This window comes from Planctobacterium sp. AWM4_229, from assembly GCF_056160305.1.
Map to the genome: position 1 here is coordinate 55,657 of NZ_JBSWWX010000006.1, position 26,425 is coordinate 82,081.

At 46.1% G+C, this 26,425-nt stretch carries 21 protein-coding genes; 12 read left to right on the forward strand and 9 right to left on the reverse strand.

All coding sequences use genetic code 11. From position 1 onward, the window contains the following. Positions 1 to 2: 2 nt before the first annotated feature. The 4 genes from rpoD to rpsU form a co-directional block, all read right to left on the reverse strand. Complete coding sequence (gene rpoD / locus ACXAGP_RS14215; RefSeq protein ID WP_475262205.1) at positions 3 to 1,835, reverse strand: RNA polymerase sigma factor RpoD; 1,833 nt, start codon at positions 1,833 to 1,835, stop codon at positions 3 to 5. Positions 1,836 to 2,106: 271 nt separating this feature from the next. Next, a complete protein-coding gene (gene dnaG / locus ACXAGP_RS14220; protein ID WP_475262206.1) occupies positions 2,107 to 3,894 on the reverse strand; it encodes a DNA primase in 1,788 nt (595 codons plus the stop codon). Positions 3,895 to 3,991: 97 nt separating this feature from the next. Continuing rightward, a complete protein-coding gene (locus ACXAGP_RS14225; RefSeq protein WP_475262208.1) occupies positions 3,992 to 4,438 on the reverse strand; it encodes a GatB/YqeY domain-containing protein in 447 nt (148 codons plus the stop codon). A 27-nt stretch (positions 4,439 to 4,465) separates the two neighbouring features. Continuing rightward, entirely contained in the window at positions 4,466 to 4,681 is a 216-nt protein-coding gene (gene rpsU, locus ACXAGP_RS14230; protein ID WP_229528211.1) for a 30S ribosomal protein S21, read from the reverse strand. 226 nt (positions 4,682 to 4,907) lie between these two features. Between rpsU and tsaD the strand changes: the two genes are divergently transcribed. Beyond that, complete coding sequence (gene tsaD / locus ACXAGP_RS14235; protein ID WP_475262210.1) at positions 4,908 to 5,945, forward strand: tRNA (adenosine(37)-N6)-threonylcarbamoyltransferase complex transferase subunit TsaD; 1,038 nt, start codon at positions 4,908 to 4,910, stop codon at positions 5,943 to 5,945. 172 nt (positions 5,946 to 6,117) lie between these two features. Here the strand turns inward: tsaD and plsY are convergent, their stop codons facing one another. Next, complete coding sequence (plsY, locus tag ACXAGP_RS14240; RefSeq protein WP_475262211.1) at positions 6,118 to 6,690, reverse strand: glycerol-3-phosphate 1-O-acyltransferase PlsY; 573 nt, start codon at positions 6,688 to 6,690, stop codon at positions 6,118 to 6,120. 88 nt (positions 6,691 to 6,778) lie between these two features. On the opposite strand from plsY, the gene folB reads away from it, so the two are divergent. Genes folB through ACXAGP_RS14255 form a run of 3 tightly spaced genes read left to right on the forward strand, consistent with a single transcriptional unit; the run spans position 6,779 to position 8,326 of the window. After that, the gene (gene folB, locus ACXAGP_RS14245; protein ID WP_475262212.1) at positions 6,779 to 7,159 is read left to right on the forward strand and encodes a dihydroneopterin aldolase; all 381 of its coding nucleotides are present in this window, start codon (positions 6,779 to 6,781) and stop codon (positions 7,157 to 7,159) included. Beyond that, positions 7,156 to 7,953, forward strand: coding sequence for an undecaprenyl-diphosphate phosphatase (locus ACXAGP_RS14250; RefSeq protein ID WP_475262213.1), 798 nt, complete (start codon positions 7,156 to 7,158; stop codon positions 7,951 to 7,953). Before folB ends, ACXAGP_RS14250 begins: the two co-directional genes overlap by 4 nt. Positions 7,954 to 7,963: 10 nt before the next feature. Further along, entirely contained in the window at positions 7,964 to 8,326 is a 363-nt protein-coding gene (locus ACXAGP_RS14255) for a histidine triad nucleotide-binding protein (protein ID WP_475262214.1), read from the forward strand. Here ACXAGP_RS14255 and ACXAGP_RS14260 read toward each other — a convergent pair. Further along, positions 8,323 to 9,084, reverse strand: a complete 762-nt coding sequence (locus tag ACXAGP_RS14260) for an MBL fold metallo-hydrolase (RefSeq protein WP_475262215.1) — start codon at positions 9,082 to 9,084, stop codon at positions 8,323 to 8,325. The genes ACXAGP_RS14255 and ACXAGP_RS14260 overlap by 4 nt on opposite strands. A 104-nt stretch (positions 9,085 to 9,188) precedes the next feature. Then, positions 9,189 to 10,868, reverse strand: coding sequence for a dipeptidyl-peptidase 3 family protein (locus tag ACXAGP_RS14265; RefSeq protein ID WP_475262216.1), 1,680 nt, complete (start codon positions 10,866 to 10,868; stop codon positions 9,189 to 9,191). A gap of 316 nt (positions 10,869 to 11,184) precedes the next feature. Here ACXAGP_RS14265 and ACXAGP_RS14270 point away from each other — a divergent pair, with 316 nt between their 5' ends. Further along, on the forward strand, positions 11,185 to 12,021 hold the full coding sequence (locus tag ACXAGP_RS14270; protein ID WP_338291257.1) for an HDOD domain-containing protein: 837 nt from the start codon (positions 11,185 to 11,187) through the stop codon (positions 12,019 to 12,021). A 69-nt stretch (positions 12,022 to 12,090) separates the two neighbouring features. Here ACXAGP_RS14270 and rdgC read toward each other — a convergent pair whose 3' ends face one another. Both rdgC and ACXAGP_RS14280 read right to left on the reverse strand, forming a co-directional pair. Continuing rightward, complete coding sequence (rdgC, locus tag ACXAGP_RS14275; protein WP_475262217.1) at positions 12,091 to 12,993, reverse strand: recombination-associated protein RdgC; 903 nt, start codon at positions 12,991 to 12,993, stop codon at positions 12,091 to 12,093. A 132-nt stretch (positions 12,994 to 13,125) separates the two neighbouring features. Further along, positions 13,126 to 14,862, reverse strand: a complete 1,737-nt coding sequence (locus ACXAGP_RS14280) for an ATP-binding protein (protein ID WP_475262218.1) — start codon at positions 14,860 to 14,862, stop codon at positions 13,126 to 13,128. Between the two features lie 261 nt (positions 14,863 to 15,123). Between ACXAGP_RS14280 and phoB the strand changes: the two genes are divergently transcribed. From phoB to ACXAGP_RS14315, 7 genes are all read left to right on the forward strand, one after another. Then, positions 15,124 to 15,813, forward strand: a complete 690-nt coding sequence (gene phoB / locus ACXAGP_RS14285; RefSeq protein WP_475262219.1) for a phosphate regulon transcriptional regulator PhoB — start codon at positions 15,124 to 15,126, stop codon at positions 15,811 to 15,813. 52 nt (positions 15,814 to 15,865) lie between these two features. Further along, positions 15,866 to 17,170 (forward strand): phosphate regulon sensor histidine kinase PhoR, encoded by a 1,305-nt coding sequence (gene phoR, locus ACXAGP_RS14290; RefSeq protein WP_475262220.1) that lies wholly within the window; start codon positions 15,866 to 15,868, stop codon positions 17,168 to 17,170. A gap of 4 nt (positions 17,171 to 17,174) precedes the next feature. Beyond that, on the forward strand, positions 17,175 to 18,113 hold the full coding sequence (locus ACXAGP_RS14295; protein ID WP_475262222.1) for a PstS family phosphate ABC transporter substrate-binding protein: 939 nt from the start codon (positions 17,175 to 17,177) through the stop codon (positions 18,111 to 18,113). A gap of 164 nt (positions 18,114 to 18,277) precedes the next feature. Next, on the forward strand, positions 18,278 to 21,043 hold the full coding sequence (locus tag ACXAGP_RS14300; protein WP_475262223.1) for a hypothetical protein: 2,766 nt from the start codon (positions 18,278 to 18,280) through the stop codon (positions 21,041 to 21,043). A 216-nt stretch (positions 21,044 to 21,259) separates the two neighbouring features. Continuing rightward, positions 21,260 to 23,839 carry a TonB-dependent receptor domain-containing protein gene (locus tag ACXAGP_RS14305; RefSeq protein ID WP_475262532.1) on the forward strand — a complete coding sequence of 860 codons (2,580 nt, stop codon included), beginning with the start codon at positions 21,260 to 21,262 and terminating at the stop codon, positions 23,837 to 23,839. Between the two features lie 439 nt (positions 23,840 to 24,278). Further along, complete coding sequence (locus tag ACXAGP_RS14310; protein ID WP_475262224.1) at positions 24,279 to 25,052, forward strand: DUF3450 domain-containing protein; 774 nt, start codon at positions 24,279 to 24,281, stop codon at positions 25,050 to 25,052. An 11-nt stretch (positions 25,053 to 25,063) separates the two neighbouring features. Next, positions 25,064 to 26,425, forward strand: coding sequence for a MotA/TolQ/ExbB proton channel family protein (locus ACXAGP_RS14315; RefSeq protein ID WP_475262225.1), 1,362 nt, complete (start codon positions 25,064 to 25,066; stop codon positions 26,423 to 26,425).

Sequence of the window (26,425 nt, forward strand, 5' to 3'; positions counted from 1 at the left end):
CATTATTGTTCGTCTAAGAAACTTCGCAACTGCTCCGAACGGCTCGGATGGCGTAACTTGCGCAATGCTTTGGCTTCGATCTGACGAATACGCTCACGGGTAACGTCAAACTGTTTACCCACTTCTTCCAAGGTGTGGTCGGTATTCATATCGATTCCGAAACGCATTCTCAATACTTTCGCTTCACGCGCTGTCAAGCCAGCCAGGACGTCTTGAGTCGCTAGCTTAAGGTTGTTATTGGTGGCGGAGTCGAGTGGCTGCACAATGGTGCTATCCTCGATAAAGTCACCTAAGTGCGAATCTTCATCATCACCAATCGGAGTTTCCATGGAGATGGGCTCTTTGGCGATTTTCAGCACTTTGCGGATTTTGTCTTCTGGCATCAACATGCGCTCTGACAATTCTTCCGGTGTGGGCTCGCGACCAATCTCTTGCAGCATCTGACGTGAAATACGATTAAGCTTGTTAATGGTTTCAATCATGTGCACTGGAATACGAATGGTTCTTGCCTGGTCCGCAATCGAGCGAGTAATAGCCTGACGTATCCACCAGGTCGCGTAGGTTGAGAACTTGTAACCACGACGGTATTCAAACTTATCAACCGCTTTCATCAAGCCGATATTGCCTTCCTGAATCAAATCCAGGAACTGCAAACCACGGTTTGTATATTTTTTGGCAATAGAGATAACCAAACGCAAGTTGGCTTCCACCATTTCCTTTTTGGCACGGCGAGCTTTGGCTTCACCGATAGACATGCGACGGTTGATATCTTTGATATCATCAATTATCAGGCCGGTTTCTTCTTCCACCTGATTGATCTTGCTGACGCAGCGCTCGATGTCTTCTTGTAGATTCTTCAGCATGGCAACGTAAGGTTGCTCGCTTTCCAGCACTTCATAGAACCAATCTAGAGAGGTTTCATTGCCTGCGAATTTACGGATGAAGTCACGCTTTGGCATTTTGGCCTGAGCAACACAATGCTTCATAACCAGACGCTCTTGTACGCGTACTCTGTCCATCATAGAGCGCATGTTCTTAACCATGCGATCAAATTGTTTGGGTACCAAGCGAAATTCCTTGAAGACTTCACTTAGTTTGGCAATTTCTGCTTTGGCTTTGGCATGAGCACGACCGTTTTTAGTAATGACATCACGTGTTGCTTCGTACTGAACCCGCAATTCAGCGAATTTTTCACGAGCCACTTCCGGGTCGATGCTGTTATCTTCTTCCTCGTCATCGTCATCGTCGTCGTCATCGTCGTCTTCATCATCAAGATCTTCCTGAGATAACTCCGAGCCAATGTGGGTCGCCGTAGGGGCAACATCTTCTTCGTTAGGGTCAACAAAGCCCAAGATAATGTCACTTAAGCGGATTTCTTCTGCTTCGTACAGGTCCCATTGATCTAACAGATAGGTAATGGCTTCAGGGTATTCTGCTACTGAGCACTGTACCTGGTTGATACCGTCTTCGATTCGCTTAGCGATTTCAATTTCGCCTTCACGAGTTAGAAGTTCTACAGTGCCCATCTCACGCATGTACATGCGCACGGGGTCGGTAGTACGGCCAATTTCACTCTCTACGGTGGCAAGCGCTTGAGCTGCAGCTTCTGCCACTTCTTCATCGGTAGAGGATTCCTGCATTAACAACTCATCGGCATCCGGGGCGTTTTCAAACACCTGAATACCCATGTCGTTGATCATGCGAATAATATCTTCAATTTGATCGGAATCTACGATATCTTGCGGGAGGTGGTCATTTACTTCAGAAAAGGTCAAAAAACCTTGTTCTTTACCTTTAGCAATGAGGAGTTTAATCTGTGACTGCTTGCTTGCCATATGCTTCCACAATATAAATTTACTAGTTCAAGTACGCCGCATGACTGCATGAAATATGCTAGCGGAGCACTCCTGAAGAGGTTGCGCCATCGCGCGCGGAATTAGCGATTATAGCAGATAAAAAAGTGTACAATCTATGCTTTGCACAAAATTTGTTTTAAGTGACTGTTTATAATTCCTTACTGTGGTGCAATAAGGTTCGCCGCGCACACCCTAATATTTGGTGCTAAATTCAGAAAATACAAGGTTTGCGAGGTAAAATGTTATGCTCTTATTGCGTAGCTACGCCTGTTCTCAATGCTTTGGTTAAGGCCACAATTTCCTGCTTTTGTTCAGCGCTCAATGGCTGTAATCTCGAAAGCGTGGTTAATTCGTCCAATCTTGCTTCCAGTTGCAGTTGAATTAATCGGTTGATATTACCGCGATATTCGGCCACCAGATCCTTGCCTGGAGGCATTTCCTTGCTCATCATTTGCAGTAACACGTTGTAATGGGGATGCTCACGAAAGCGCTCCAGGATCTGAATACCCATTACGTTTTGCTCTGTTACACAAATCTTGTGAATGTCTCTCACCAGATTCATACCAGGCAGATTGATAGCCATCAAACTATCTGAGGTGACTTCAGGTACCTGTTTAGCCACTTCGGGGGCATGCAGGAGCAAATGCAAAAGACGACGGACAGGCGAGTCTGACATTTTTTGATGTTTTTCGTAATCGGCTTTTTGTGCTTTTATCGTTACGTTTGCCTCGGCAATTTTTTTGCTGCCCACCACTTTGTCGTATTCTTTGGTGATCAAGGCTAATTTTTCCATCAACATTTGTTGCTGGTATTCACCTGGCACTTTTTCCAGCATGGGGATGGCTTGCGCTTTGAGACTGGCTTTGCCTTCCAGGGTGGCAGGATCGTGAGTTTGACGCAAATGCTCAAATAAAAACTCAGATAGCGGCTGTGCCGTTTTAAGTCGCTGTTCAAAGGCCTCTTTGCCCTCCTGGCGTACCATGGTATCTGGGTCTTCACCGTCGGGTAAAAATAAGAACTTCAGCTGACAGCCGTCTTTCAGCATAGGCAAGGCGTTTTCCAATGCCCGCCAGGCGGCATCACGACCCGCGCGGTCCCCATCGTAACAACAGATTACTTCCTGGGTGTTGCGAAACAGCAATTGAATATGTTCGGGTGTGGTTGCTGTACCTAGCGCCGCAACCGCATAGTCGATACCGAACTGTGCCAGTGCCACCACATCCATATAGCCTTCAACGATGATCACTTTATCTAGTTTGCGATGAGCTTGTTTGGCCTGATAAAAGCCGTAAAGCTCTGAGCCTTTATGGAAAATACGGGTTTCTGGTGAGTTCAGGTATTTGGGACCATCACCTTGCATAATTCGGCCACCAAAACCTATGACCCGGCCGCGTCGGTCGCGAATGGGAAACGTTATGCGATCCCTAAAAAAATCATAGCGCTTTTGGTTGTCGTTCTGGTTCACCAGTTTCAAGTCGATAAGTTGCTGAATAGCAGGCTCGGTACTGCCGAACTGACGTAATACACTATCCCAATCCGGAGGTGCGAACCCTATTTCAAAGGTTTTGACAATTTCGCCACTGAGGCCTCGACCCTTTAAATATTCAATGGCCTGTTGGCCAGCATGATGGGCTTTTAATTGTTGAGCATAGAAGCGTGCGACTTTGTTCATTAGCTCATAGTCGTCTTGCAATTGCTGTTTTTGTTGTGGCGTTTGCGAGCGGAAGTTTCCGCCGTCTTCACGGGGCACTTCCAGGTGATAAATTCGGGCTAGCTCTTCAATGGCTTCCGGAAATTCCAGACGCTCGTATTCCATCAAAAATGAAATGGCATTGCCGTGGGCGCCACAACCAAAACAGTGATAAAACTGCTTGTCGGGTGCAACCGTAAAAGAGGGGCTTTTTTCATTGTGGAAAGGGCAACAGGCCTGGTAATTTCGGCCAGCTTTTTTCAGGCGAACATAACTGTCGATGATCTCGACTATGTCTGCTCTGGCTAAAAGGTCATCGATGAAACTGCGCGGAATTCTGCCTGCCATTGTCGTTTTTTATTGCCCCAAATAAACAAGCCGCACCTTGTATTAAGGTGCGGCTTGTGTCAAGTCGATATGCACGTTTGCAGTAAACTGCTGCGAATTATGCGCTAAGTTTTGCCTTAATGGCTTTGCTCAGTTCGCCCATGTCTGCGCGACCCTGTACTTTGGGTTTGAGCCAGCCCATCACTTTACCCATGTCCTGCATGCCACTGGCACCGGTTTCGGTCATAGCTTCAGCGATTAAGGCGTCGAGTTCTTCACTGGTTAATGCCTGGGGAAGAAATGAGTGTATCACCTCCATTTCATTTCTTTCCTGTTCCGCCAGATCTTCGCGTCCGGCGTCTTTGAACTGTTGCATGGCATCTTTGCGTTGCTTCATCATTTTTGTGAGCACCGCTAATACATCAGCGTCTTCTAACTCGACTCTGCCGTCTATTTCTTTTTGCTTAATTTCAGCTAAAGCCATGCGAATGGTGCCCAGACGTAATTTGTCTTTGGCGCGCATTGCATCTTTTTGAGCTTCTTTAAGTGATTCTTTTAAAGACATAACTTGGCTTAAATTCGCGTTAACGGCTTAGTATAACTTGATACGACGAGCGTTTTCGCGAGCCACTTTTTTCAAGTGACGCTTTTTAGCAGCTGCTTTTTTACGCTTGCGTTCCCAGGTAGGCTTCTCGAAGAACTCTCTACGGCGAACTTCAGACAAGATACCTGCTTTTTCACAAGAGCGCTTAAAACGACGCAGTGCTACGTCAAACGGTTCGTTTTCTCTAACTTTAACGATTGGCATTAAAAATCACCTTTAATCAAAATCTTAACAATAATGTGCTTAAAAAATAGACGGCACGGTTAAAAATGGTGCGCAATTCTAATCATATCGCCATGTAATGTAAAGGCCGTGCAGACTATTTGTCCGGATAAATTACGGCTTTTGATGCAAGCGCTATGCATAAAGTTGGTTCTGGTGCCGGGTTTTCGGTAAACTGGCGGCAATTTTAACGGGGTAATTGATAACTATGCTGGTTTTGGGAATAGAAACCTCCTGTGATGAGACAGGAATTGCTTTATACGATACTGAGAATGGGCTACAAGCCCACGCGCTTTACAGTCAGGTTAAGCTACACGCAGATTATGGCGGTGTGGTGCCTGAATTGGCGTCCAGAGATCACATTCGCAAAGTGGTTCCTTTGATTGAGCAAGCCATGCAAGAGGCGGGGGTTGCCCAAAGCGACATTGACGGCATTGCATATACCCGTGGCCCGGGATTAATTGGGGCGCTATTAGTGGGGAGTTCCGTTGCTCGTAGCCTCGGCTTTGCCTGGAACGTGCCCACCGTTGGTGTGCATCACATGGAAGGCCATTTATTGGCTCCCTTATTGGATGATATTGACCTGTCATTTCCCTTTGTGGCCTTGTTGGTCTCTGGCGGCCACTCCATGTTAGTGAAGGTGGATGCAATCGGTAGTTATGAGTTATTAGGGGAATCTGTAGACGATGCCGCTGGTGAAGCGTTTGATAAGACCGCAAAACTATTGGATTTAGATTATCCAGGCGGTCCGCGCCTGGCTAAATTGGCAGACAAAGGCAATACGGGGCGCTTTACGTTTCCCAGACCGATGACCGACAGACCGGGCTTACAATTTAGCTTTAGTGGTCTGAAAACCTTTGCCGCCAACACAATCAGAGACCTGAAAGCGGCATCCGAAACCGGCGAGTTATCTGAGCAAGACAAAGCCGATGTTGCAGCCGCCTTCCAGGAAGCCGTGATCGACACCTTATTGATTAAATGTAAACGTGCCCTTAAGCAATGTAATGTAAAACAGTTGGTGATTGCCGGTGGCGTGAGTGCTAATGTGCAATTGCGCGCGCAAGTAACGGAGTTAATGAACAAACTAGGCGGTAAGGCATTTTATCCCGCGCCAGCATTCTGTACCGATAATGGTGCTATGATTGCTTATGCTGGAGCGCAGCGGTTATTGGCAGGGCAAACCGATGAATTATCTGACCAGGTATTGCCTCGTTGGCCACTGGATGAGTTGGCAGCCATTAATTGATGATATGTCAAATACCGACGGAGTATCATAGGTGCTATTCACAGGCTTTCTGGTGACTGGCCCAAACCTGATAGTTTTTGTTGATGAATTCCAATGGCTAAAGATCTCTCAGGGGAAATTATTAGTACTTCAACATCTCACGTTGTTGTTTTACTGAGGCGCCGGAAATCGCTCAGGTGCTTAATTCGGTGCCGTCCCACAAGCGTCTGATGTTTGGCAGATGCCTTAAAACAATAGTACAGCTCATCAAAGTAATGCTCATAAACCAAGGTGAGCCGATAAAAAAAGCCAGAATCGGGGCTAGGCTTACGGTGACAATGGCGGCTACTGAAGATATGCGCAGCATTTTCATGATAGCCAGCCAAATGATGATGAGCGTTAATCCCAACAACCACTCCAGTGCCAGAATTACACCAAACGCCGTGGCGACGGCTTTGCCCCCTTTGAAACTAAAAAACAGTGGAAAGATATGTCCCAAGCAGGCGAACACCGCGCACAAGGCCACTATGAGTTCGGGTTGTTGCAAATAAATCGCTAGTAAAACCGGCAACATTCCCTTAAGCATGTCAAACACAAAGGTGGCCAGCGCTGGCCATTTGCCACCTAGCCGGTATACGTTAGTCGTCCCCGGGTTCTCCGAACCCACACTTCTGGGGTCGGGCAAACGCCAAAGCCGACAAATTAATATCGCACTACAGACCGAGCCCAGATAGTAGGCCAGTACGGGGAGTAATACTGCTAACATAATGAATCCAAACTGCTGTTAGACAAAAAAAGATAAATCAGTATGATTCCTGCCATGTTTCAATGCTTGCCCATTATACGCTGTCATTATGGATAAAATCATTATCAAGGGGTTACTTATCGACACCATTATTGGTGTTTACGACTGGGAAAGGGAAAAAAGTCAGAGAGTTATCCTCAATTTGGTACTCAAAACGGATCTAAACTTGCCAATGCAGTCGGATAATGTCGCCGATACTATTGATTACGCTGCTATCGTGCAGCGTATTGAAAAACTTGCTGAGCAGCACCGCCCAGAACTACTGGAGCGCTTTGCCGAGTTGATATTCGCCGATTTGTTTGTGCTTTTTCCGTTAACTGAAATTCAGTTGCAGATCCTCAAGCCGGATATTTTGCAGCAAGTGGAAACCATTGGCATTGAGATTACACGCACCCGAGAACACTATGTGCCACAAGGAGTCACAAGTTGAGCACTTTAGAGATCATTATTCTGGCCTTAATACAAGGCTTGTCTGAGTTTTTACCCATTTCCAGCTCGGCACACTTGATTTTGCCATCGCAACTGTTTGGTTGGCATGACCAGGGGTTGGCATTTGATGTGGCCGTTCATGTAGGCAGTTTGCTGGCCGTATTGTGTTATTTTCGCAAAGAAGTCTTGCAGCTTACTGTGGGGTGGGGGCATTCGCTGTCTGGTAAAGTTACCGATGATGGCAAGCTTGCCTGGATGATCATTCTGGCTACTATTCCTGTGATTGTTGTGGGTTTTTTGGTCAAGGATTACGTAGAGGGATGGCTGCGCTCTGGTTACGTTATTGCTACTACCACTGTTGTTTTTGGATTGTTATTGTACTGGGCGGACAAAGTCGCCAGTCGCCAAACAGAAACAGTGGAGTTAACCTGGAAAAAGGCGCTTATTATAGGTTTGGCCCAAGTTGCCGCTATTATTCCGGGCACCTCCCGTTCCGGGGTAACCATGACTGCGGCCTTATTTTTGGGTATATCTCGGGAAAAGTCTGCGCGTTTCTCCTTTTTGCTGTCTATTCCCACCATTCTGGGGGCTGGTACTATTTTAACTTATAAACTACTTACTGGTGAACATGCCGTAAACTGGGAAGAGTTGCTATATGGGGTTGTACTGTCTTTTGTCAGTGCCTATATCTGTATTACCCTGTTTTTGAAATGGATATCCACGCTAGGTATGACACCATTTGTGATTTACCGTTTAATTCTGGGTATTGTAATTTTCGCTATCTTGTCTATTTGAGGGACTGAATATGTCTGAAACTATCTTTACCAAAATCATCAATAAAGAAATTCCGGCTGAAATCCTCTATGAGGACGATGAGGCATTGGCGTTTAGCGACATTAATCCACAAGCACCGATTCACTTTTTGGTGATACCTAAAAAGCCCATTGCCACAATTAATGACATGGAGCCAGCGGACAAAGCATTGGTGGGGCACCTGCATTGGGTAGCGGCACACATTGCTGAGCAACTGGGTTTTGCACAAGATGGCTTCAGAACTGTGATGAACTGCAACGAGCACGGTGGTCAGACAGTTTACCACATTCATCTGCATGTGTTGGCTGGCAAGCCTTTAGGTTGGCCACCCTATCAGGAGAGATTAAAGGTTTAGTTGGATGTGGCTTGCAGGCCAAATATCCGTGCTAATTTAGTCTTTACAGAGCGCCAATGGGTCGCTGGCCGGTCTGGCGCTTTGGTTTCCAGGTAATCGAAATCTGCAGCAGTTAACCTCACTTCACCACCATGGGCCAGCAGAATACTGTCCGGAGAAAGATTGCGAACACGCTTTAGCGAAGCCTTATAGCGATTTGGGTAAAAAACCGGATAGGGTGGGATAAATCGCTCTTTCACTTTTACCATCAGGTCTGCCACGTAAACTCGATTGCTTGGCTGGTGCCAAAGTGTCAGGTCGCGATCGGTATGCCCTTGGGTAAACAGTACCTTCCACTGTTCAAAGCCCGGTATGGAGTCACCGTCGTTCAGTGCAATATCTGGGGTAATGTAGGGCGAATACCAAATCAGACGACGTCTTTTGCGCATTCTGCCTGCCACCCAATGAGCCAGCAAAATATCGGTTAAGTGCATCAGCAAACCATCGATACCGCGATACCATTGACCGGGAACATTGGCACTAACAATGCGAGCCTTACAAACTTGTCGCAGTGCCCTTGCACCGCCAGCGTGATCGGGGTGCATGTGGGTAACAACCACGACTTTTAAATCGTTGAGCGGGCGGTGTAACTGTTGACTGATAAAGTCGCAAATGGTGGCAACATCTGCACGTGACGCACCATCTAACAGCATGAGTCCCCATGACTCTTCCACAAGCCAGATATCTTGAATGTAACCTTCTATGCGATGCAGTTTCATAACAGTTAGGGGCTAGCTACAATGATTAGTTCAATCAAGTTTAGCAAGTAGAAGGGCAGATTCAAACAGATGTTTGAATCTGCATTAGTATCAATTGAAGGAAATTAAAGGCCCAATACCTTTTTACCTTGGGTAAAGGTAATATCTACAGGAATATTGGCTTCGGACAAACGGTCAAGGTCGGCTTGCAGCGCGTCATCAATAATGCCTTTTTCAGCTACCAGTTTTGCCACTCCAGCGTAATCACCATTGCCTTGCAGGGTTAGGATCAATTCAGATAATGAGCCAACAGCAGCTTGCATCTTGTCCATATCTACCGAGTATTGCCCTTGGGCATTGCGACTGAAGGCACCTTGCTCTTTAAAGTAGTTAAAGCGCACCATATTAGCTTTACCATGGGCACTGGAGGCGCCAAATCTAACAGAGCGGAAAATACCAGCCATAAAGGTGGTGTAGTAGTCTTGCAATACACCTTCGGTGATCTCACCTTTTTCCAGTAGCTGCTGGATCATATACAGTCCAAGAATATCGGCTTTACCTTCTTCCAGTGCCGATGCGTGTTCTTTCAGCGCCTGGCGCACGGTACCTTTGTCATTGATGGTGTTTTTAATACCAAGCCCATGAGCCACCTCATGAAACATGGTATTGGCGAAAAATGCATTAAAGGTAATATTCTGGCGCTGCTCTGGCACGATTAATTGCTCAGCAATTGGCACAAGTATGTGATCAAACTTAGCGCGCATGGCGTTTTTCAACTGCAGACGGCGGGTGCCTTTCGACAATTGCACTTCTTCATCGTTTGGTAAGTTAATGGCAATGGTTTTGCTACCTGCATTTGAGTGACCTGCATAAAAGATAACGTCGTAAGCGTTAAGATCGGCATTGGCTCCCGGTGTTTCTTGTTTATATTGCTCTGGTACGGGTAAACCGCGCTGTAATTCCGGTAAAAACTGTGCGTATTTAGCCAGGCGCTCACTCCATTGTAAATCTTTGATAAGAACGTAAGACTCAAATGCAGCACGATAGCCGAATAACTGATCTTCATAAGTTTCAATAGGACCGTAAACCAGTTCAATAGGATTGGTTTTCATATCCATCCAGGCAAAGTCAGATGCCTGATACTCATCACTTAAGAGGGCCTCGGCGCGCATGTTCAGGTAATTGGCAAACTCTTCGTCGTCTGCAAGTAACGCGGCTTGCTTCAATAACCCTGCGGCGCGTTCCAATTGCACTTTATATTTTTCTGAATAGGGGGTTAATGTGAGCTCACCATTATGGCGTTCAACAATGGAGTAAAGGCCGTCTTTTCCCGCTTGTTGCCATGCTTCAAACTCTGCTTTATCCATATCGGCAGGGTAGAACCGCGCGCCATGAGATTTAGCTTCAACATTGCTCAAGAAAGCTTTGTCGCCGTCCAGTCTGTCCCAAGGTCCGTAATTAATCTTCGCAAATTTACGTACTTTCTCATCTTTGATAGCGGAGATAAGTGCTTCTTTATTAGGGCCATAAGCCTGTTGCCAGAACAGGTCGTCCATAATGACTGATGCATCAATCAATACTGCCAGCATTTCTTTTTGGTTTTCAGACAAATGTGACAGGTCAGCAGTTAGCTTAACTTCTTTGTAAATATCCAAACGATTTTGGAATTCAGGTAAGAGTAAATGTTGCTCTGCCGGTTCAGGTGATGAAACATTGGCCCCAGTTTCCGGGGCGGGCTGACAAGCACTTAACAGGCATACCGAGACTGCCCCAATAAAGGCATTAAGTGGATGTTTTTTAATCATAATCTTCTCTTTTTCTGCATTTTTATAGAAAAACCTGCCATACCATCCTGGAACTTGCTGCAAAAATCAAATTTAGCGCTCACAAGCCCAAAAGGAAAAACAAAAAAATTTGAGTCAGATCAGATAAATGCCTGGTGAATCGAGGAAAATAAATTAAACTCATGGTGTAGGGTGTTAATTTGACGGGACCGGTAATTGCCTCATCCCAAAGTAGTATGGCAAAGACGTTATTCGTCACGTTAGCATGGGTACCCGCTTATATTAATAATTTATCCGGCGTCGATGTAATGCCCGGAGTTTTGGAAAAGGTTGGAAAATGTCCACTGAAAACGCATTGCTCACCATTCTGGTGGAAAAAATTAATAACGATACTTTAGTGCTACCAACACTACCTGCGATTGCACTGAAGGTAAGAAAGGCGGCTGATGATCCTGAAATAAATCTCAACGCCATGGCGGAAGTGATTGGACTGGATCCTTCGTTGTCTGCACGGATCATCAAGATCGCTAACAGTGCCTATTTAGGGCGCACCATCAAAGTGGAATCCTTAAATCAGGCGGTAACCCGTATCGGCCTGACTCAAATCAAGAATATCGCCACTGCACTGGCAATGGAGCAGCTGTTTGTCAGTAAAAACGAAGTAGTGAAAGGTTATATCAACAAAATTTGGGACCGCACTGTGGATGTGGTGGCCAACGCGCTGGCATTGTTTCGTATCTACCAAGATGAAACCAAAGATCGCCGTTTAAACGTTGATACGCTGACGCTGTGCTCGCTGGTACATAACATCGGTATTTTACCGATACTTACCGAAGCGGAACGCCACGAAGAAGTATTCGCCAATCCTGCATTTTTGAATGTCGCCGTGCAAAAACTCTCCGGTCAACTGGGGGGAGCGATTACTAACGAATGGGGCTTTGGCAAAGACTTTGTGCAAGTTGCAGAAAGTTGGCGCAACATGAAGGTGCAAACCGAGGCAGTATCCTATCTGGATTTTGTGCGTATGGGGGCCGCCGTTGCCGGCCACGTTAATAGCCAGAAAGACGCTATCCTTAATATTTGCATGAAGAAAAACATGATCAGCGATTTGGCGCTGGTGGAAAGTCCAGAATACAAAGAGATGAAAGAAACTGGCAAAGCGATATTTAGCTAGTTTAAACCTAACTATTTATCCAATAAAAAAAGGAACACAGTGTGTTCCTTTTTTGTTTGTGCAATTCTGCTATTCGTCTTCGTGCAGATTAAACGTGTCCTGTAAGTAAGCCACAAAGCGCACCAACTCGCCCGACATCAAAGCAAAGTCGGCATCCAGTTTGGCAGCCTTTTGGTCTTTGGGGATGTCATCGTTTTGCTCGCGCATGACATCGGTAAACTTGATGCGTTTGATGGATAGGTCTTCCTGCAAAATCGCTGTAAGCGTGTCTTCCCATTTTAGCGCGATTTTCTGCACGGACTTGCCAGAAGCAATATGATTGAGCATTTCTTCCGAAGTCAGATCCTGATTTTTACAGCGAATAATGCTGGCTTCTTCAGCTTCGTCTTTAAACTCTGCTTCGTCTTGTAATTCTAAGCCTGCAGGCACTTTGTTGTCTGTCAGCCAGCTGGTGAGCTCAGCCGCGATACTCGTGCGTCCAAGGGGGACTACTGGCAATGAAACCATGGCTTTGCGCAACATGGCCAAAAAGGTTTCGGCTTTGCCATCTGCAGAAGCATCTACAAATACCAGGTTTTCTTTGGGGCTGAACATGCCGTGCAGGTAACTATTTTTAGTAAACGCTTGTGGCAATAAACGATGAATGATTTCCTGTTTGAGATCTTGTTTCGCTTTTTTACCTACAGGGGCACCTGTTTCTGACTCAATTTGCGCCACTTTCTCTTCAAGTTCGGCGTTAACCACAGAGGAGGGCAATAAGCGTTCTTGCTTTTTCAGAGTTAATAAAAAGCGGCCATTGGCCAGGTGAAACAGCTCCTGACCACCTTCCAGCGGGGCAACCCAGCCCATGGTGGCGAGCTCTTGTTTACCACAATGGCGAAAAGCCACTTCGGTGAGTTGTTGTTGTAATTCTTCAGGGGAAACGTTAAGGGATTCGGTAATAGAATAAACTTTTAAATTTTTAAACCACATTGTCTTCAACTTGTCAGTTGTCAAAACTTACTTCAGCTATCCCGCAGCTAAGTTTTGAGATGTAAAAAAGAGGCAGGAGATTAGCAGGTCTGCACCTGCTGATCCAGCTTAAAAAGCAGAAGGAAATGCTGCTTAACTAGCGCGTCTGTTCTGTGGGAAATTGATCAGGTAGCGCAGCCCTTTACCCGGCTCGCTTTCAGCCTCAATTTTACCACCTAGCGTTTGCGTCACCAGGTTGTACATGATGTGCGTACCCAGGCCCGAGCCACCCTTACCGCGACGAGTGGTGAAGAAGGCGTCGAAATGTTTGTCTAACATTTCTTTGTTTAACCCTTTGCCATCATCTTGGTAGTCGACATACACCATATTGTCATCACTCCATATTTTCATTTTGATATGGCCTTCTTTGATATTCTCAAAGCCATGGATGAGGGAGTTCATAATCATATTGGTAACGATTTGTGCAACCGCTCCAGGGGCGCAACGCACAGTTAAATCTTCGGGGCACTCTACGTCGATACTATGGTTAGTTTTTTTGAACTTCGGCGCCAGCGATTGCGTGACTTCACGGATGTATTCTTTCATATCCACATCACGTTCTGCCTCACTAGTTTGGTCGACAGCCACTTGTTTAAAACTGGCCACCAAATCTGAAGCGCGATTCAGGTTGGATAACAGCAAGGTTGTGGTCTGACCTGCTTCATCGATAAAGGCATTCATGGTTTTGCTGGTGAGCTTTTTCTCATCGAATGCCGTTTGCAATGATTTCAGTCGGTCTTGTAAAAAACTGGCTGCTGTAACGCTAACCCCGATTGGCGTGTTCACATCATGAGCGATACCTGCCACTAAGCCGCCCAAAGATGCCATGCGTTCTGACTCAACAAGCTGATCCTGCGCGACTTTTAAGGTTTCCATCGACTCTGCCAATTCATTATTCTTGGCGCGCAAGGTATCTTCGGCAAATCGGCGGCTGTCATTTTCTCGTTTCAGCTCTTCCTGCTTCACCATTAATTCGTCTTTTTGCTGCTCCAAGTCCAGCATTATCTTGGATAAACTGGCGGTCTTTTTGGCCACCTCTTGTTCTAACATAAGATTTTGTTCATCTAGTTTGCGGTTAGCTTCTTTTAACTCCGATTGTGCACCGCCGAGACGATTTTGAAAATCGATGAGATCATCAACCAGTTTATTGTAGGCATCCCGCAGCACTGCCAATTCATTGTCGTCTTCGATTTTTACCTGCAGCTTGGAGGACTCAAGACGATCTATATCGAATTCATTTATTTGATGGGTGAGATCAGACAGCGGCTCGGTGAGCATGCGGCGGAAAGCATTTAAGAACAGAAATACCAAAAAGCCCGTTTTTAATATGGCATTACCGATCAGGAAGAATACCCCTACCTGTATACGGCCAAATATGATTTCAAAACTGGAATAAAGGGTAACATCACCAACATTTGAAGTGCGCCCTGAAAATTCGAAGATCAGTGGGAAGGTGTAACCAAACGTACCTCCACCGTGATCCTGCATGACCCCGGTGCTCACCGGGTCCATTTGTAACACTACTGTACGACCCAAGTCAGCAATGTAGTTACCATTTTCGTCCCTGATTTGCACACCTTCAACGATGGGCAGCTCCATTAGACCTTCAGCGATAGATTGTGCCTGAGGAGTATTGAGCTCCCAGATTGCTCGAGTAAGACTGGTACTGAAAGTATTTTTCAGGGTCTGCAGTTCACTTTGAATGTGGTTTTTTGCATTCAGGTATTCAGTTAGGATCTGCCCGACGGTGACGATAAGTGTGAGAATGAAATAAACAGAAAGCACTCTGGTCAAAAGCTTTCTAGATAATCCGACTTTTACCTTTGACATTCAACGTCGCCCTTCGTTTTTTGCTATTTCCTGTTGTAAGAAACCCTGAGATAACCTCATTGTTATGCTACCCGAACAAAAATTCTGCTCTTCGGCTAAGAATATGCAGAAAATAGCAATTAGACAAGGAACCAGGTGGCTTTAATTTTCGGTTATGTCACTATAAAACCACTTGTTTTTGAGGGTTTGCTGAGAAACTTTCATAATTTTGTCATTAAAACGACAAATAATTGCCGCGGCTAAAATGAGCGAGGGTAAAAAGTGACTAAAAAAATTCTGGTAGTAGAAGACGAAGCACCCATCAGGGATATGATCAAGTTTGTCTTGGAGCAATCCGATTTTGACGTGGTAGAAGCCGAAGATTTTGATGTTGCTTTGGAGGCCGTTGTAGAACCTTATCCGGAAATTATTTTACTGGATTGGATGTTGCCTGGGGGCAGTGGTATTCAGCTGGCGAAAAAGCTGAAACAACACGAGCACACCAAAGACATTCCCATTATTATGTTGACGGCTCGAGGTGAAGAAGAAGACAAAGTTCGGGGTTTGGATGCTGGTGCAGATGATTACATTACCAAACCTTTTTCTCCGAAAGAGCTGGTTGCGCGTATCAAGGCGGTTTTGCGCCGTACCTCTCCAACCTCAAATGAGGAGCCCATTAGTTTCAGTGGCTTGGTACTGGATCCGGTTTCCCATCGAGTGACTTCTCATGGTAATGCCTTAAAACTTGGGCCTACAGAATTTAAGCTGCTACACTTTTTTATGACCCACTCAGAGCGAGTTTACAGTCGTGAACAGCTACTGGATAATGTCTGGGGTACAAACGTGTACGTTGAAGATCGCACCGTTGATGTGCACATTCGTCGCTTGAGAAAAGCGATTTCAGGCCATGGTCATGAAAACATGATTCAGACCGTTCGTGGCTCTGGCTATCGTTTTTCAGCGAAACAATAAGAATCCAAGGGGGCCAAGTTGGATGGCGCCCTGAAGCAGAAAAGGTCCGTTTTTGTATAATCCTTTTTCCTGGGTGAAGAGCATCACCCGTATCGCCCTGTTTTACGGTCTGGCAATGCTGGTGGGCTGGTATTTTGATGCCTTTCTTTGGGCGTTGGCAATTGCCTCCACTGCCTTGGTACTGATCAATTATTATCATCTGGTGAAACTAAATAACTGGCTATGGCACAGTAAAAAGTTCACACCTCCTGACGCTTCTGGAATATGGGGCTATATATACGACGGCATTTATTACATGCAACGTCGTAACCGACTGAAACGCAAAAAACTAGGTAACCTAATTCGGCGCTTTCGAGAGGGGTCCGAGTCTTTGCCGGATGCGGCAGTGGTACTGGACGCCGATTGGCACATAGAGTGGTGTAACCGCTTAGCGCGCATTGAGCTGGGATTAAATTGGCCTGAAGATGCAGAAAGACGAATAGATAATCTTATCCGCCACCCTGAGTTTGTTAAGTTTTTACGCGACAGAAATTACGACAGCCCGATTGAAATCGAATCCCCCACCAATATCAGTCGGGTGTTAGAATTCCGAATGATGCCCTATGGCGAGAAGCACTACTTATTAATTGCCAGAGACATCACCCAAATCAGTCACGTTGAACAAGTCAGAAAAGACTTTGTTGCGAATGTATCCCATGAATTACGCACGCCATTAACAGTGCTAAGCGGTTATCTGGAAATGCTCAAAGAAAGCCCGGAAATGCCCCAATCTTTTATCGATAAGGCCTTTGATGAGATGGGCACCCAGTCAACACGCATGCAAAGTTTGGTGGAGCAATTATTGGCCCTATCCAGAATAGAGGCCAGCACAGAAAGGGTGTACGAAAAAGTAGTAAACGTACCGCAGGTGTTGCGCACCATCGAAATAGAAGCTCAGTCTTTAAACAAAGACAAGGGCCACAATATCGAATTTGAGATAGATGACGGATTGCAGATATACGGCGTTGAAACTGAATTGCGCAGTGCTTTTTCAAATCTCATATTCAACGCCATCAACTACACCCCTAACGGCGGGAAGATCAAAGTTTGTTGGTGTAAAGAGCAAGATCGGGCGCGATTTAAAGTTATTGATAACGGAGAAGGTATCTCGGAGGAGCATCTCAGTCGCTTAACCGAACGCTTTTATCGGGTTGATAAAGCACGTTCTCGCAAAACGGGTGGTACCGGATTGGGATTATCCATTGTTAAACACGTTTTATCCCATCATAATTCCAAACTCGAAATTAACAGTGATGTGGGACAAGGTAGTGAATTTTCTTTTGCGTTTGCCAAGCAGATTATTGCCTTTAAGGAATAAATGGTTGCTATTTACTTTGGGCTTATTAGCTTGCCCATATAGTCTGCTGGCCCATGAACATTCGGAACCCTACCAGCTAAAAAGCGGCGTTGCTGGCACCATTACGTCTGTGGGTTCTGATACCATGTCAAACCTCATTTCTATCTGGGCTGAAGAGTTTAATCAGCGCTATCCTCAGGTGAACTTTCAATTGCAATCGGCAGGCTCTTCAACTGCACCGCCAGCTATGATTCAAGGAACGGCCAGTATTGGCCCTATGAGCCGCAGCCTTAAAAAATCAGAACAAGACGCTTTTGTCGAAGAGTTTGGTTATGCCCCTACGCTGGTGCCGGTGGCTCTAGATGCCATTACCTTGTTTGTGGATCTCGACAATCCGGTAAACGCCTTAAAACAAGAACAAATAGACAGTATCTTTTCGGTGACGCGATTTTGCGGTGGGGCTGAGTCTATTGATAGTTGGGCACAAATAAGTGGTGCTGAAAATTACCCTTATCGTATCCGTCTATACGGTCGCAGTGCCGTATCGGGTACCTACGGTCTGTTTAAAAAACAGGTGCTGTGTGATGGAGATTTTAAATCCAAGGTAGCAGAGTTACCCAGCTCATCTTCTATTGTGCAGTCTGTGGCGTTTTTTAAAGGGGCCATGGGGTATGCTGCCTGGGGCTTTCAGAATGCCGGTGTAAAACTATTATCTGTTCAGACCAATTTTGCCCAAGAAGCGGTTGCCCCTTCCGAGAGCAACATCCGCAGCGGTTTGTATCCTTACAGCCGTTTTTTATACTTGCTGGTGAATAAAGAACCGGATAAGCCGCTTAATAATCCGTACCTGGAATTCATACGCTTTATCTATTCAAGGGAAGGTGATGCCATAACCCGCCGTGAAGGCTACGTTCCTTTGGGAGTTATGCGCTCAAATGATGTAATAAAACAACTTTTAGACTAATTTTTACGCATTTCTCCATCGCTGATGCGATTTAAGTTATTAAGTTCCGTTAAGTTTGTGAAAGTTTTGTTACACCCCCTAGATCTGTAACAAAACTGTCATTGAGCTCCGTTACCCTCAGCGCGATTTATTTATAATCTTCTAATTCCAACTCGGAGCACATAATGGAACTTAACAAGTTTTTTCAAGTTTCTGCAATCGCGGCAGCATTAGCTTTAGCCGGTTGTGGCGGTGACATCAATATTACTGAAGGTGACGTTACTGGTGACACGATCACAAACAATACCACCAACAATACTGGTGGTGACAACGGTGGTGATAACGGCGGCGACGGCGGCGATACCCCTACGGTTGAATTTCCTGGTACTTTTGACGCTGGCCTAACTCAAGCTGTTCGTTCCGCTATTGGTGACAGCTCTGTTATCGTGCAAACTATTTCCGGTACTATCACAGAAGATACTACCCTTATCGCAGGTGCTTTCTACGCTTTATCTGGCACAGTATTCGTCGGTGGTGATAACACAGATTCTGCGACCTTAACTATCGAACCTGGTGTAACTGTTTTCGGTCAAAACGGTGGTGACGCTCTGGTTGTTAGCCGTGGTTCTCAGATTGAAGCAGCAGGTACTGCTGACGATCAAATCATCATGACCTCTTTACAAGACGTTGTTGGTGAAGCGATTTCTCCTGGTCAGTGGGGCGGCTTAGTATTACTAGGTAACGCACCAAGCAACAAGTGTCCTACCGACGGCACTGCCTGTGCACGTGAAGTTGAAGGTGTAGCTGGAGCATTCTACGGTGGTACTGACACAGAAGACAATTCAGGTACGCTACAGTACGTTATCGTTAAAAACTCTGGCTTCGAGGTTGAGCCGGGTAACGAATTGAACGGCATCACGTTTGGTGGTGTTGGTGCAGGTACAACCGTTGACCACATTCAAGTGCACAACAGCTCAGATGACGGTGTTGAGTTCTTCGGTGGTAATGTAGACGTTAAATACTTGGTATTGACTAACAACCAGGACGACAGCATCGATTGGGACCACGGTTATCAAGGTCGTATGCAGCACATCTACGTACAGCACAACCCTAACGCCACTGATGCAAACCGCATCATCGAAGCTGATAACGACGGTTCTAACCTGGACGCAGATCCTAAGTCTAACCCAACGTTAGTTAACATGACGGCGATTGGTAACAACTTCGCGGCTGACGATAATCCTTCTGAGGGTATCTACTTGCGTGAAGGTACTGGCGGTCAATTCTACAACATCGTAGTGACTGGTCCTGCTGAAATGGGCGAGTGTTTCGAAGTAGAAAACAACGCAGTTTCTCAAGCAAATTTACAAGACGGTACATTGCTGATGCAGAACTCTGCCATGGCGTGTTCTAACGGTGAGAACTTCAAAAGCGCTGACGGCGCCGTTGACCTGGAAGCATGGTTCTTAGAGCAAGATGGCAACGTCGTATTAGAAGCGCCAATGGTTTCTTCTGATGGCACGCCAATGAGCGGCTCTCCATTGTTGGGTTCTGGTCAAGACGCTTCTGCGGTTGACACTTTCTTTGACGTAACTGATTACATGGGTGCGTTTGACGGTGCTACAGACTGGCGTGAAGGTTGGGCATTCGGTTTTGGTGGCGGTATTGTTACTCCTAGTAACGTAGCTGAAGAACCAGGCTGTCCTTCAGGTACTACTGCAATCTTGTCTGTTGACGGCGTAACTACTACTTGTGAAATCCCTTCAGGCGTTGTGACTGAAGACATGACGTTGACTGCAGGTAACATCTACGCATTGTCTGGTGTAACTTTCATCGGTAACGACAACGCAGACAGCGCGACTTTAACTATCGAACCTGGTGTAACTATCTACGGCCGTAGCGCAAGCGACGCGTTGGTAATCAGCCGTGGTTCTGAAATCATGGCTGAAGGTACAGCTGCTGCACCTATCACATTCACTTCTAACCAAGACGTAACGGGTCAAGCGACTGCTCCTGGTCAATGGGGTGGTATCGTATTATTGGGTAATGCGGTAAGCAACAAGTGTCCTACCGACGGTACGCCTTGTGCTCGTGAAGTTGAGGGTGTAGCTGGTGCATTCTACGGCGGTACTGATGACACAGACAGCTCTGGTACTCTGCGCTATGTGGTCGTTAAGCACGGTGGTTTCGAAGTTGAGCCAGGTAACGAATTAAACGGTATTACATTCGGTGGTGTTGGTTCAGGTACCACTGTTGAGTACATCCAGGTTCACCAAAACTCTGATGACGGTATCGAGTTCTTCGGTGGTACAGTTAACGTTAAATACGTTGTATTGACTGGTAACCAGGACGACAGCGTAGACTGGGATCACGGTTACACTGGTAAATTACAGTACGTACTAATCCAACAAGCGACTGACGATTCAGAAGCTAACCGCTTAATCGAAGCTGACAACGATGGTTCTAACCTGGCGGCAACGCCTCAGTCTAACCCAATGATTGCCAACTTCACTGGTATAGGTAACAACTACCAAGGTGAAGATCCTTCTGAAGGTATCTACCTGCGTGAAGGTACTGGCGGCCAGTTCTACAATGTAATCGTAACGGGTCCTGCAGGCATGGGTGAGTGTTTCGAAGTTGAAGACAATGCAGTTTCTCAGGCTAACCTGGGTGACGGTACTTTGACTATGCAAAACTCTGTTATCGCTTGTGAAAACGATGAAAACTTCAAGAATGCTGACGGTGCAGTTGACCTTGAAGCATGGTTCTTAGGCCAAGACGGCAACTCTGTTGGTGAAAACCGCGCTGCAGTACTTAACGGTGTTTACACTGTTTCTGACGCAGCAGCTTATGACTTCACTGGCGACACTTTCTTCGACAACGTTGATTTCATCGGTGCGGTTGAAGAAGGTAACGATTGGACTGCTGGCTGGACTGTAGGTCTGGAATAAGACCCACTCTATAAGCCAATGATTATTCCGACACATGGTAATTGATAAGAATTGTCCATGTGTCGGTTTTTCAGTTCAATCGAATGATTTTGGTGAGTGAGAAATATCACTAAAATCCGCATTCAAATGAGGTTACTAATGAATAAATTTGCCAAAAGGTTTCGCTACGCAAACCTGTCATTGGCGGTGCTATTAGGACTGGGAACGCAAACTGCGATGGTGCAAGCTCAGGAGAGCGAAGACGATGCTGCCATTGAAGAAGTTGTTGCGACAGGAACCCGTCTTAAAGGAACAGCTACCGCGGTATTGCAGGAGCGTAAGGAACAGGCCTTTGTTGCGGATATTTTAGGTGCAGAACAAATCTCCAGAACCGGTGACGGTGATGCAGCCTCTGCATTACGTCGTGTAACAGGTTTGACATTGGTAGATGGTAAGTTCATCTATATTCGTGGTTTGGGTGAACGTTACTCAAGCACACTTTTAAACGGCATGACAGTTCCGAGTCCGGATCCAACGCGTAGCGTTATCCCGCTGGATTTGTTCCCGGCTTCCATTATTGAAAGCTTGTCAGTCCAAAAAGCCTTCTCGCCTTCCATGCCTGCCGGTTTTGGTGGTGGTGCGGTAGATATCCGTCTCAAGTCCATCCCAACCGATTTTGTCATGGATATATCTGGCAGCATCGGCTCAAACTCAGAGAATATGGACGATTCCTGGGCCTACAATGGCGGTGGTGATGATTGGCAGGGTCGAGATGATGGCACTCGTGCTATGCCTTCGGTATTACGCGATGTCTTTGACCGCCGTAAAACTATCGAAGATCTCAGCATTGCTGAACAGCAAGATGTTGCATTGTCGCTTAACCGCGACTTTGATCCCTATCGTGAGTCTGTCGATCCAAACACTAGCCTGGACTTTTCTTTAGGTAATTACATCGACATCGATGAAGATTGGACGGTAGGTTTTCTTGCAACCGCTGGCTATGATAATTCATGGCAGGTAAAAGAAGAGTATCGTGGCAATCAGTTTAGCTCTGATGGCGAAGGTGGTTGGTCATTGCAGTCAGGTTGGCCTGTAGGTGAATCTAACGAGCATTCCGTAAAATGGTCTGGCATGGTAAACATGGGCTTGCGCTACACATCTTTCCACAAGATTGATGTGAGCATGCTAATTTTGAACGATACTCGTGACCGTATTCGTGAGCGCTATGGTTTTAACGCCAATACCGCTACCGATGAAGGTACCTTAATTCGTTCTTATGACGTGTTATACGAAGAGCGCCGGATGCGTTCAGGTCAGATCAAAGGCAGCCATACCTTTGACTTTCTTGATTACTTAGCGTTCGACTGGAAATACTCTGAGTCTAACAGCTTCAGGGATGCGCCAGGTAATATCTCAACCGGATTTAACTTCAATGATGCCAACGGCAATGGTGCCTTTGACAGCAGTGAAGACATCAGCTTAATTCGCGGCCGCACAGGTCAGACGGATTATACCTTCCAGCGTCTTGACGATTACGTTGAGAACTGGGGCTGGAATGTCGAATATCCGGTATCAATGGACAGCTGGGAAATCTCTCTTAAAGCTGGCTATGAGCAAGTGCAAAAGGCGCGTGTTGGTGAAAACCGTACAATCGGTTTCCTGACCAACAGCTTTGATGCTGCGGACTTAGTTGGTGCTAACCTGAACGACATTCTGACTGACGACTTGATTATCAATTTTGATAGTCCGACTAATCAGAACTTGATGAGACAATCGTCTGCTGCGGGTGATGATTACACCTCTGCGCAGATCGTTGATGCCGGTTATTTTGAGTTCGATGCCTTTTATGACAATAAATGGCGTTTCTCTGGTGGTTTCCGTTGGGAAGAGTTCAAGCAAGCAATTCTGGACTCCAGCTCTCGTGCTAGCAGTTCAACCGATGATCGTGACTTCGAAGACTTAACGTTCCTGGAAGATGACATCTATCCAGCGCTCGCGATAACGTACATCCCAGATGACACCATGCAGTTCCGTTTCAACTTTGCTGAAACTGTTGTTCGTCCGGACTTGCGTGAAATCTCCGATGCCTTGTTCCTGGATGAGAATGATAACTTCGTTCGCGGTACGCCTGGATTGCGTCCGACGCAAATCGAACATTATGACTTCCGTTGGGAATGGTATCGCGAAAATGGTGACAACCTATCTGTAGCCTTGTTCTACAAAGACATGGTTGACCCTATTGAAGGATTCCAGACTGAACAAGGTGACTCGGCACCAAGAACGCGTTTGGCTAACAGCGAAACCGGCGAAGTGTATGGTGTGGAAGTGGAATTTCTGCAAGGTCTGACGTTTATTTCAGATGACCCATACAGCTTCTGGAATTCGTTGTTCTTGTCGGGTAACGTGACCTTGAGTGATTCGGAAACCGAGTTCAACCGTGAGAATATCACGGCACAAACTGGCGTAAATCCGGATTACACCAATGACTCACGTCGTTTAACTGGTCACTCAGAATACGTAGTTAACCTGCAGTTGGGTTACGATGCACCTAATGGTGAGCACTCTGCCACTATGGTTTACAACGTATCGGGTCCTCGCATTATCTTTGCTGGTATTGCAGGTCAGGACGATGCTTATGAAGAAGCCTTCCATTCATTGGATTTTGTCTATACCTACTATCCGGACTTCAACAGTACGGTTAAGTTTAAGTTGAGCAACATCCTGAATGAAGAACGCGACATTCAGTTTGAAAACGTACCGCTACTGACTGAAACCAAAGGTGTTGGTTTTAGCTTAGGTTACAGCTACGACTTTTAGGGTCTGTTGAACATTGCTGTGCATTTTTGCAGCTGTGTGTGTGCGATTTAGACGAGGCGGAGCGGCTGAGGTTTAGCGGGTCTAAATAAAGACGCTCCAACGAAGTATAAATTTCACACAAGCGCTGCCCAAAGGGTTCGTCACAGGCGAGCCCTATTCGTTGTCACAGCTCTTCAACTTAGCCCGCTAGGCCTTCAGGTCTGTTCCGCGACTAGGACACGCCTGTTTAGAACAAATGTGCACTGCAAGGACCAACAGATCCTTATGTAAAAAAACTGTAAAGAGTGCCGATTCCGGCACTCTTCTATTCTCTGCAAGCATGCGTCACAAAGGCTCCATTGTGATGTAATAAAACGATCATATTCCCCCCCTACAATTTGCGCCATTCTCGGGCGACGCCCCAATTGTTTACTTAACACACATCTCAGGGTCTTTTTATATGAAGTTTTCCAAAACTTTTACCCTTTCAGTTGTGGCAGCTGCGTTTTCAGTAGCTTCTATGACAGGAAGTGCTCAGGAAGATGGTTATCTCAAACCAGCCATTGATTCAGCCAAGCAAATTAACGAATCTGCAGCCACGTCTCAGGAAAAAGTGAATGCTTATTCAGAGCAGGCAGACAGCAAACTACAGACATTTAAAACCATCAACAAAGAAATCGATGGATTGCGTGTCTATAACACCCAGTTAGAGAAGCAGATTGCCAATCAAGTGGAAGAAATGGCTGCGCTGAATAAGTCAATCGACGAAGTTAGCGTTATCGAACGTCAAATCACTCCATTGATGATCCGCATGATTGACGGTCTTGAGCAGTTCGTGCAATTAGATGTGCCTTTCCTGCCAGATGAGCGCTCCGAGCGTATCGAAAACCTACGTGACATGATGGACCGTGCAGATGTGTCTCCTTCGGAAAAATTCCGTCGCGTAATGGAAGCCTATCAGGTTGAGATGGATTACGGACGCACCATGGAAGCTTACTCGGGTATCCTAAGCCTGAACGGTCAAGAGCGTGACGTAGATTTCTTGCGTGTTGGTCGCACTGTATTGGCATACCAAACCCGTGATGCCTCAGAGCAGGGTGTTTGGAATCAAGATACCAAAAATTGGGAATTACTAGATTCTGGCTACCGCACTCAAATCACCAACGGTTTGCGCATGGCGAAAAAGCAAAAAGCACCTGACTTGCTGATGCTGCCTGTTAAAAAGACCAACTAAGGATATTTGCAATGAAAAAGTTCGTTAAAGTTATCTCTACATTGTTCGTTGCATCCGTCCTATCTGGTGGTGCAATGGCACAAAATAAAAACCTTGACCTGGATGCCTTATTAAAGCAGCTGGAAGAAGGTAAATTTGCTCAAAACCAGCAAAACCAGCAGCGTGAACAACAGTTCCGCGCCCAGGTAGCTGAGCAAGATCGCATGATCCGTGAAGCACAGCAAACCCGCGCTAACGAAGAAGCTAACAGTGAGCGCCTGGAAACCACCTTCGAAGAAAACGAATTCAAAATTGCGGACCTTCAAGGTGCCCTTGATAAGCGTTTAGGTTCGTTAAAAGAGCTGTTCGGTGTACTTCAGCAAGTGTCTGGCGATACCAAGAACAAGTTCCAGAACTCTATGATTTCTGCCGAAATCCCTGGCCGTGGTGAGTTTTTGGACAACCTGGCTCAGTCTATGGGTAAATCTTCTAAGCTGGCTTCCATCGAAGAGATTGAGCGCGTTTGGTTCGAAATTCAGCGTGAAATGACACAAGCCGGTAAGGTCACTAACTTCACTACTGAAGTGGTAGAAGCCAACGGTGATAAAGTGAATAAAGACGTTACCCGTGTTGGACCGTTCGCTTTAGTGGCAGACGGAAAATATCTGGATTACAACCCGGCTACAGGCACAGTTGCAGAATTGATTCGTCAACCCGCTGCGCGTTACATGAATTCTATTAGTGAATTAGAAGCCTCTAGCGGTGAGGTCGTAAAATTCGGTCTTGATCCAACCGGTGGTTCAATCCTTGGCTTATTGGTACAAGCGCCAAATTTCAAAGAACGTGTTGAGCAAGGTGGTTTAGTTGGTTACATCATCTTAGGCGTGGGTGCAGTAGGTTTCTTACTGGCAATCATCCAGTTGATCAATCTTTCTTTGATTCAAATGAAGGTCAATGCTCAGCAAAAATCAGCTACGCCTAAAGCGGACAACCCGTTAGGTCGTGTATTGATGGTCAAAGACAAATATCCAGAGGCGGATGTTGAGGCATTAGAATTGCACCTAACTGAAGCCATTTTGGGTGAGTTACCCAAGTTATCTCGCTTCTTAACTATCGTTAAAATTATCTCTGTAGTTGCACCGCTGATGGGTCTATTGGGTACCGTAACCGGTATGATTTTGACCTTCCAGGCCATCACATTATTTGGTACTGGCGATCCTAAGCTGATGGCGGGCGGTATCTCGCAAGCATTGGTAACCACGGTACTGGGTCTGGTAGTCGCCATTCCAACTACTTTGCTTTACGCATTCTTAAATACGCGCAGTAAAGGCATTGTTGCAGTTCTGCAAGAACAGTCTTCAGGGGTGATTGCAGAGCGCGCTGAAAGAGGTTAA